Source organism: Pseudomonas sp. YuFO20, assembly GCF_035064975.1.
Lineage (GTDB): Bacteria > Pseudomonadota > Gammaproteobacteria > Pseudomonadales > Pseudomonadaceae > Aquipseudomonas > Aquipseudomonas putida_AE.
The window spans coordinates 1-605 of the sequence record NZ_JAXDEO010000158.1 but is presented as its reverse complement, the minus strand read 5'-3'; the positions used below and the strand labels follow the sequence as shown (position 1 = coordinate 605).

Here is a 605-nt window from a genome sequence, read left to right as displayed (position 1 = left end):
AAAATTCAAAACCACCTTCGCCGGCAAGCCGGCTCCTACAAGTCCCGTGCAATGCCACGATGTTTTTGTAGGACTGGCTTGCCAGCGAAGGGTCCCTCAAGCCCAACACAAAATTCCAGACCGCCTTCGCCGGCAAGCCGGCTCCTACAAATCCCGGCCAATGCCACGATGTTTTTGTAGGAGCTGGCTTGCCAGCGAAGGGTCCCTCAAGCCCAACACAAAATTCCAGACCGCCTTCGCCGGCAAGCCGGCTCCTACAAATCCTGTGCAATGCCACGATTTTTTTTTGTAGGAGCTGGCTTGCCAGCGAAGAGTCCCGCCAGCCCAACACAAAATTCAAAACCGCCTTCGCCGGCAAGCCGGCTCCTACAAATCCCAGGCAATGCCACGATTTTTTTGTAGGAGCTGGCTTGCCAGCGAAGGGTCCCTCAAGCCCAACACAAAATTCAAGACCGCCTTCGCCGGCAAGCCGGCTCCTACAAATTGAACTGACCCCCAAATGTTGGACGGTCTTTGTCGCTAGCCAACGGATCGGGTTCTGTATTCCACAGGACTCAGTCCGCCAAGTTTTGCCTTGATTCGGTCATGGTTGTAGTAATGGATGT

Annotated in this window: 1 protein-coding gene and 1 pseudogene; both read right to left on the bottom strand. The window is 54.4% G+C overall.

What is annotated here, in order from left to right:
• Positions 1-358: pseudogene (locus SOP85_RS31060) on the bottom strand (hypothetical protein); the annotation flags it as partial.
• A 161-nt stretch (positions 359-519) separates the two neighbouring features.
• Positions 520-605: IS3 family transposase (locus SOP85_RS31055; RefSeq protein ID WP_323629414.1), on the bottom strand; the 86-nt coding region annotated here is incomplete at its 5' end.